The 7,011-nt window shown below is 63.4% G+C and carries 4 protein-coding genes and 1 pseudogene; all 5 read right to left on the bottom strand.

The genetic code is table 11. The annotated features are described in order from the left end of the window. Positions 1 to 328: pseudogene (locus ACO9S2_RS17025) on the bottom strand (carboxypeptidase regulatory-like domain-containing protein); the annotation flags it as partial. A gap of 176 nt (positions 329 to 504) precedes the next feature. Beyond that, positions 505 to 1,890, bottom strand: coding sequence for a hypothetical protein (locus ACO9S2_RS17020; protein WP_423723605.1), 1,386 nt, complete (start codon positions 1,888 to 1,890; stop codon positions 505 to 507). Between the two features lie 53 nt (positions 1,891 to 1,943). Next, positions 1,944 to 2,441, bottom strand: a complete 498-nt coding sequence (locus ACO9S2_RS17015; RefSeq protein WP_423723604.1) for an RNA polymerase sigma factor — start codon at positions 2,439 to 2,441, stop codon at positions 1,944 to 1,946. After that, positions 2,441 to 3,427 (bottom strand): amidohydrolase family protein, encoded by a 987-nt coding sequence (locus tag ACO9S2_RS17010; protein WP_423723603.1) that lies wholly within the window; start codon positions 3,425 to 3,427, stop codon positions 2,441 to 2,443. Before ACO9S2_RS17010 ends, ACO9S2_RS17015 begins: the two co-directional genes overlap by 1 nt. Before the next feature lie 67 nt (positions 3,428 to 3,494). Next, positions 3,495 to 6,920 (bottom strand): acyl-[ACP]--phospholipid O-acyltransferase, encoded by a 3,426-nt coding sequence (locus tag ACO9S2_RS17005; RefSeq protein ID WP_423723602.1) that lies wholly within the window; start codon positions 6,918 to 6,920, stop codon positions 3,495 to 3,497. Between the last annotated feature and the right edge of the window lie 91 nt (positions 6,921 to 7,011).

The raw sequence follows: 7,011 nt of genomic DNA, 5'->3' as shown, positions 1-7,011 counted from the left end.
TGGCTTCGATCTGGGGCACGCCCCCCACGTCGAACGGTTTGCCCTTCTCGATCCCCTCGAGATAGACCACGACTTCGCGAAACTCGCCGGCCGGTCCGACGTTGAACGGCTGCAGGATACGCCAGCCTTGCCCATCGGAGATGCGGCCGCAATAGAAGGGGTCGGGCAACGTGGTCAGATTGTAGCCCTTCGGCTTGGGGACGGTCCCCTCCAGCTTCACGGTACCCGTGAGGGTGCCTCCCTCAGACACCGCGATTTCTTCATAGGCCCAGGCGGAGGGACTGATTCCGTAAAAGAGTGCGATGAGAGCGATCAGTACAGCGCGCATGGTAAGTCCTCTCAAGACATGAATAGTTGGTACCTGCTATCACGCACCGGCTGTGATGCCCCGGTCGAGCATCATCCGATAACGCGAGGTTGATTATAACGCATTTTCTCCCTCGGGAGGCAATGGCGTGGCTGCTCGCCTTGTCAGCACTCTTGGAGGAATCGTCTCGTGCGGTATCAGCGGCGTGGAGCGAGTTCGAGAACCGCCTGTATTGGAGTTGACGGGTCGGCTGTCACAACATATGTCGCATGCTCCGCTTGTCCGGTTGGACTTGGCGTGGCGACCACTTCCCGGAGTTGTCCGGCACCCGGTCGGTCGAGCAGCGCGGCTTCCTGTCGGCTGACAGGCCCGAAGGGAACGAGAGACACCCGAACAATGAGAGCGGCGGCGTTGTGCTCTGCCGGCAACGGAATGGATTGGCGCTGTCCGGCGGCTACTCTGGCTGAGATCTGACCGCTTCCTTTGGCGGGGAACAGCAGTTGTGTTGTTGAGGGGCCGCTCATCATCCAGACTTGCAGATAGGCATTCTGATTGGTTTGCACGGTCAGGCGCACCGGCTCCGTACCCGCCGCTGTTGCCGCATCCGCTTCCCGGTCCTGCCCGTCGCTCCCGCGCACGACGAAACTACAGCGCAAGCCCAGGGGGGTAGTTGTTGCCGACGCACCGGCGACGTTGCCCAAGGGTGACATCCCTTCCCGCTTCCGCTCGAGCCGGTTGGCTTGGGGGGGCGATTCATCCATGGTCTTTGCGGCCTGTTCTCGTTCTGGGGGCAGGGCTTCTGCGGCCACGCGAGCCGCCAGTCCGCCATAAAACAGCGCACGTGCGCTGATTGTTGGGGCGGCAGCTCCGGCGACCGGGGCCTTGGCCGGGGCTTGCATCGGAACAGGCATCGAAGCCGCAGGTGCGTGAGGGGCTTGCGCGATCTGCTGACCGGTGACGGGGGCCACCTCCTCTGCTGCCTTCCCGCGCATAGTCATTGGGGCTTCGGCTTGGCTGGGGGCTCGGTCTTGCTCGTTGGGTGTGGTCAGGTTTTGACGGCCGGCGTCAGAGGCTCGTGACTCTTTGGAGAGAGGCGGGGCGGGAGGTGCTGGCTTCGCCAACTTGTCGCTCGGGCCATCTTTCTTTGCCGGAGTCACCGCGGGTTCTACCGGCTGCGAGCCTGAGGGTGCCGGAGCCGGTGGTGCCGCAGGTGCGGACTCCTCGTGTGCAATGGACTGAGCAGCCTGTTTGAGGCTGTCTTGATACATCTTCGTGCCGAGCACAATGGCGAAGACCGCCGTGACGAGTCCGCCGGCCAGCGCCAGATTGGGAGGACGGCGGAACCAACCTGTCCAGGAGAGCGAGCCTCCCGCACCTGACGGGCTCGTCTGGTTCAGTGCCTGCAACAGTCTGCGTCGCGCAGCGGGATCGGCCAGCAATTCCTTCAGCGCCTGCTCGTCGGCCAGCGCGTTGAAGAGTTCCTGATCGTGCAGCGCGGCGCTGTAGAGCCGTTGCTTTTCGTCGGGTGTCAGCTGGTCCGCCGCGAAACCGCCGAGGAGATGTTCGAGTTGTGGTTTAGCCATCGTGTATCTCGCGAAATGGTCAGCACCCGGCGCTCAGGACTCAGCGCTTCCCCTCACTCCCATGACCCGCCCATGACGGATAAGAGCTGTTTTCTGCAGCGGAGATCCCACGTATAGATCGTATTGATCGAATGCTGGCCCATCATCTTCTGAATCTCGGGGAAGGTCTTGCCCTCCAGCTTCCATTTGAAGAGTTCCCGGCAGCGTTCGCCGAGTTGGTTCAGGGCGGCGAGCAGCCGGTCGACGCGCTGCTTCTGATCCAGTTGCGTGGCCGGATCGTCGGCCGGATCGGCGATCGGTCTATCCTCGATCGGTTGCTGATTATACTCTCCCCGCCGGAAGGACTTCCGGCGGGCGTCCAGCATCTTGAACCGCAGGACTTGAAAGGCCAAGGGAACAAGTTCGGTCAGGGCTGTGACGTGAGGGTATTTCTCGTGGAGGACTACCAGCACCTCTTGAGTCAGGTCCTCGGCCTGTTCTCTCGATACACGTGAGGTCGCGAAGCCCAGAATCCTTTCGCGGAGCGTTATGAAGACGTGGTTGCGATCCATTAGCGTGAAGTCGATGGAGAACGAGGCAGGAGTCCGGCCAACGAGCGGAAGCCCAGATTCAAACCGGTGCAGACCGCGACCTGCCGGTCGAAGCGGTTCTTCGTGCGGATCATCTTGCGCAAGGTGCCGAGCGCGACGCGTCCCCAGGCGGCGATATGAAAGACGGAGAGGGGATAGTCGGTGCCGAAGAGCAGGCGCTCCTGCACGTCCGGATACTTGCGCAAATGGAAGAGCATCCGGAACCGGTTGGGCAGCGTGAGGGCGGAAATGTCCGCGTAGAAATGCGGATAGCGTTGCACAAGGTCGCGTAGCGTCGGCAGGAACTTCTCGAACAGGATCAGGCCGTAGCTGCAGGCATGGGCGGCGATCACGGTGGCGCCTTCGTCCAGCGCGACTCTCAGCCGGTCGGGCTCGCCGACCGATTGGTCTTTGCCGATCAAGCTGAACTCATAGCCCACGTGGCTCAGAAACGGGAGCTTCCGCTCGGCGAGCGCCCGATAGAACGGCTTGTACTTCGGATCAGCCGGGTCGAACTGCTGCGCGTTCGGCAGCACCTTGACCAGCGTGGCACCGGCGTCTGCGCAGCGGTGGACCTCATCGAGCGCGTCCCGCCGCTGGGGGTTGACGGAGACGCCGGCCAGTAATTCGTTTGGATGGGCCCGGGCGGCCTTGAGCACATAGTCGTTGCTGACGAGGAGGTCGGTATGTTCCAGGCTGAGCGCGCCGCTGGAATCGTAATGCCCGTCCATCCCGAGCAGCACCGCCTTCTGCACGTGACGGGAGGCCCGCAATTCGACGAGCAGGTCTTCGAGATATTTCTCGTTGGCCTCGCGTGGCCGGTCCACTGAGAGCCCATGTTTCCAAAACAGAAAGCGAAACAGCGGGCTCTTCAGCATCCTGGGCGAGATATGGCAGCCGTTGTCTCCCTCCGGCAGCGCGGCCAGATGAACGTGGCAATCGATCAGCGATTTGTCCGTAGGTGCCACTTGTTTTATCCTCGTATCTCGCGCCTCGTCGTTCGTATCTCGCGAGAAACGCTCCACGGGAGATGAGTCACGTGTCGCGTCCCTGCAGCCGCTCCATCGCGATCTGTTTCACCCCGCGCAGATCCAATTTCCCCGTGCCGAGAATCGGGAGGGCCTCGACTTTCACAAACTGATTTTTTGCCGGGAGGAAGAGATTGGGCAACCCGCTGGCGGCCAGCTTGTCGAGCAGCGTCGGGATGGCGGCTTCGTCGATGGTGTAGAGCACGGCCAGCCGTTCGCCTTTTTTCTCATCCGGCAGGCCGGTGACGGCGAAGACCTGCATCTCGGCGCCGGCTGCCTGCTGCAATGCGTCCTCGACTTTGCCGTGGGGGACCATTTCGCCGCCGATTTTGGAAAAGCGGGAGAGCCGGTCGGTGATCGTGAGAAAGCCGTCTTCGTCCAGCGTGGCGATGTCCCCGGTGATGTACCAGCCGTCCTTCACGGCTTTGGCTGTGAGGTCTTCCCGTCCCAGATAGCCGCTCATGACATTGGGGCCCTTCACCAGCAACATGCCGGGCCGGCCCGGCGGGAGAATGGCCCAGGTGTCCGGATCGACGATGCGCACGGACACGCCGGGGAACGGCTGGCCCACGGTGCCGCGTCGCGAAGCGACCTGGTAGAAACCGGAGGCGCGGAAGTCCGGGCAATTGGACGAGATGACCGGCGCGCATTCCGTCACCCCGTAGCCTTCGACCGGCGTGATGCCGAACTTATCCTGGAAGGCCTGCACCAGGCGGAGCGGGAGCTTCTCCGCGCCGGTGAGGACGACGCGCAAATAGCTGAATTGTTCCGGCGTGCAGCGGCGCAGATACAACTGAAGAAACGTCGGCGTCACGACCAACAGGGAGATGCGGTATTTGCTGCAGAGGTCGCCGATGGCCCCGACATCCAGCGGGGATGGATGGAAGACGATGCCGGTGTTATGGCGCGCATAGAACCAGAGCAGCATGTAGCCGAAGGAGTGGAAGAAGGGCAGGATGCCCAGCGCGCGGTCGGCCTTGGTGATGTGAATGACCTGCCCTGCGCCTTCGACGTTCGAATTGATGGCGAAGTGGGAGAGCATGACGCCCTTCGGTTCGCCCGTGCTGCCGCTGCTGAAAATGATGGTGGCGAGGTCGTCCAGGCTGATCGGCGCCGTGCGGCCGCAGGCCCGCTCCAGCAATCCCATCGGTGCGAAGAGGCCCAGCAGCAAAGCCGTCGCTTTGGCCCCGCCTGAAATCGTGTTGGCGATGTCCTCCAAATAGAGCACGGCGACGCCGCCGGGGATGTCGAGCTTGGCCTTTTCAATAAAGAGCCGGCTGGTCAGCACGGTCTTCAGCCCGGCCTGGGTGACCGCGGACTCAAGGCCGGTACGGCCGACGGTGTAGTTCAGGTTCACGCTCGTTTTGCCGGCGAGGGCGGCGGCGACGTTGAGCAGGGCGCCGGGGACACTCGGGGGCAGCAGGAGACCCACATGGCGCTGGCCTTCCCAGTGGGATTTCATGACGCGCGCGAGCGTGATGGTTCCCACCAATGCTGTGAATCCGGTGATGCTGGGGCGAGTGGCGTCGGCCATGGCGAAGGTGAGCGGATGACGGCGCCAGGCCGAGATGACCGGCCGGTGAATCGGCTGCTGGTAGGCTTTGCGCACCCGCCAGGCGGCTTCGCCCAGCTCGCGCACCAGCCGGCGGAGTTCATGCGCCGGGGTCTCGGCCGGTTGCGGCGCGCCGAACGACACGGTGACCGGATAGGGAATCTGCTCCGGGAGCTTCCAGATGAAGCGCCCTTTCACGAAGCTGAACAGGCTGCCCCAGATCCGGTCCAGATGCACCGGAATGATCGGCACGGTCCGGCCTTTGACGATGCGTTCGAACCCGCGCCGAAAGGGGAGGAGCGTGCCGGTCCTGGTAATCTGCCCTTCCGGGAAAATGCAGACGATCTCGCCGTCGTCGAGGGCCTGGCCGGCGCTGCGCAACGCGCGCAGGATCACGCGCGGCCCTCCGGACGAGGAGATGGGGATGACCTGCATGATGTCCATCAGCCACTTCAGCAGGGGATGCGAGGCATACGCGGCGTCCACGACGAAGCGGATCGGCCGGTCGAGGCTGGCGATCAGCAGAAAGCCGTCCACGAGGGACATGTGGTTCGGCACGAGCAGCGCGCCGCCGGTCTGGGGCACATTCGCCTGCCCGAGGATCTTGAGGCGATAGAGGGTCTTGGTCAGCAGGATCAGGACGAGACGAACGAAGGCGCTCGGGACCAGCCACAGCGCCCAGAGCGTTCCAAGAAAGGTGGCCAGAGCCGCCGCGAGGAGAATGCCGGTGGTCGAGAGGCCGAGAGAAGCAAAGACGCCGCCGCTGAGCGATCCCATGAGGACTCCACTATACGTACAAGTGTTGGAGAGGGCAATAACGCTGCCGCGCCGGTCGGCCGGGGCGTGCCACTGGATGAGTGAATTGAGCGGGACGACGAACAGCCCGCAGGACAGGCCGAGGCCCGTCATCAAGATGAGCGTGCCGGCGAGTCCGGGGCTCAGCAGCCCCGGCAGCAGGAGGAAGCAACAGATTCCGAAGGCGCCCAGCGGGATCAGCCCGTATTCGACCCGGTCGCCGGACAGTTTGCCTGCGATCACGGCGCCCGCGCCGATGCCGATTGACAAGAACGCCAGGGGGAGGCCGGAGAGCCCGTCCGAGAGGTGCAGCACCGTTTTTGTAAAGACCAGAATATCCTGCGAGACCAGGCTGGCGACGGTCCAAAAGAACGCGGAGCCAAGCACGGCGAGGAACAGTGTGCGATTGGTCCGTACCGCCTGAACGGCCCCCGCGACGGTCGAGCCCAGGCCGCCTTCCGTTCGTGCGACCGGCACAGACGGGACGGTCAGCGAGGCGCCGAAGCCGATGAGTGACAGGATTGTCAGGACAAGGGGCGCCAGCCATGTGGTCGTTCCCACCCCGTCAAGGAGCAGGCCGCCTATGGCGGTGCCGCCGAGAATCGCGAGAAAGGTGCTGAGTTCGAGAACGCCGTTGCCCTGAGACAAGCGGTCGTGCGGAAGGATCTCCGGGAGAATCCCGTATTTCGCCGGCCCGAACAGCGCGCTGTGCACCCCCAGACAGCCGAGGACGATGAGGGGAAGCCAGCCGCCGGACGGATTGATGAAGAGCGCCAGCGTGCCGGCGGCCATCAGTCCGACTTCCACGGCTTTCATGGCGACAATGACGGTCCGTTTGCTGACGCGGTCGGCCAGCACGCCGGCCACCAGCGAGATCAGCACCAGCGGGAGGGTGAAGATGACGAAGGTCAGGGTGGTCTGTGCTTGTGAGGCGGCTTCCAACTCGGGCCCCGGCGTCATACCGGCCGTCACCTGGCGGATGCCGAGCAGCGCGACCATCAGCTTCCAGGCATTGTCGTTGAAGGCGCCGAAAAACTGTGCGACGAGCAGGCCGCGGAGGGGGTGGGACAGGAGTGTCTTGATCATGTGACAGCGTCTGGGTAAGTGGCAGATGTCCGCATAACTATGGAGGAGGTCCAGGAGAAGGTCAAAGAAAACGTGGCTTGTGACAATGCGG

The sequence above is a fragment of the Nitrospira sp. NS4 genome (assembly GCF_049546785.1).
Classification (GTDB): Bacteria; Nitrospirota; Nitrospiria; order Nitrospirales; family Nitrospiraceae; genus Nitrospira_D.
The sequence above is the reverse complement of the archived record's forward strand: the minus strand, read 5'-3'. Positions and strand labels throughout refer to the sequence as shown.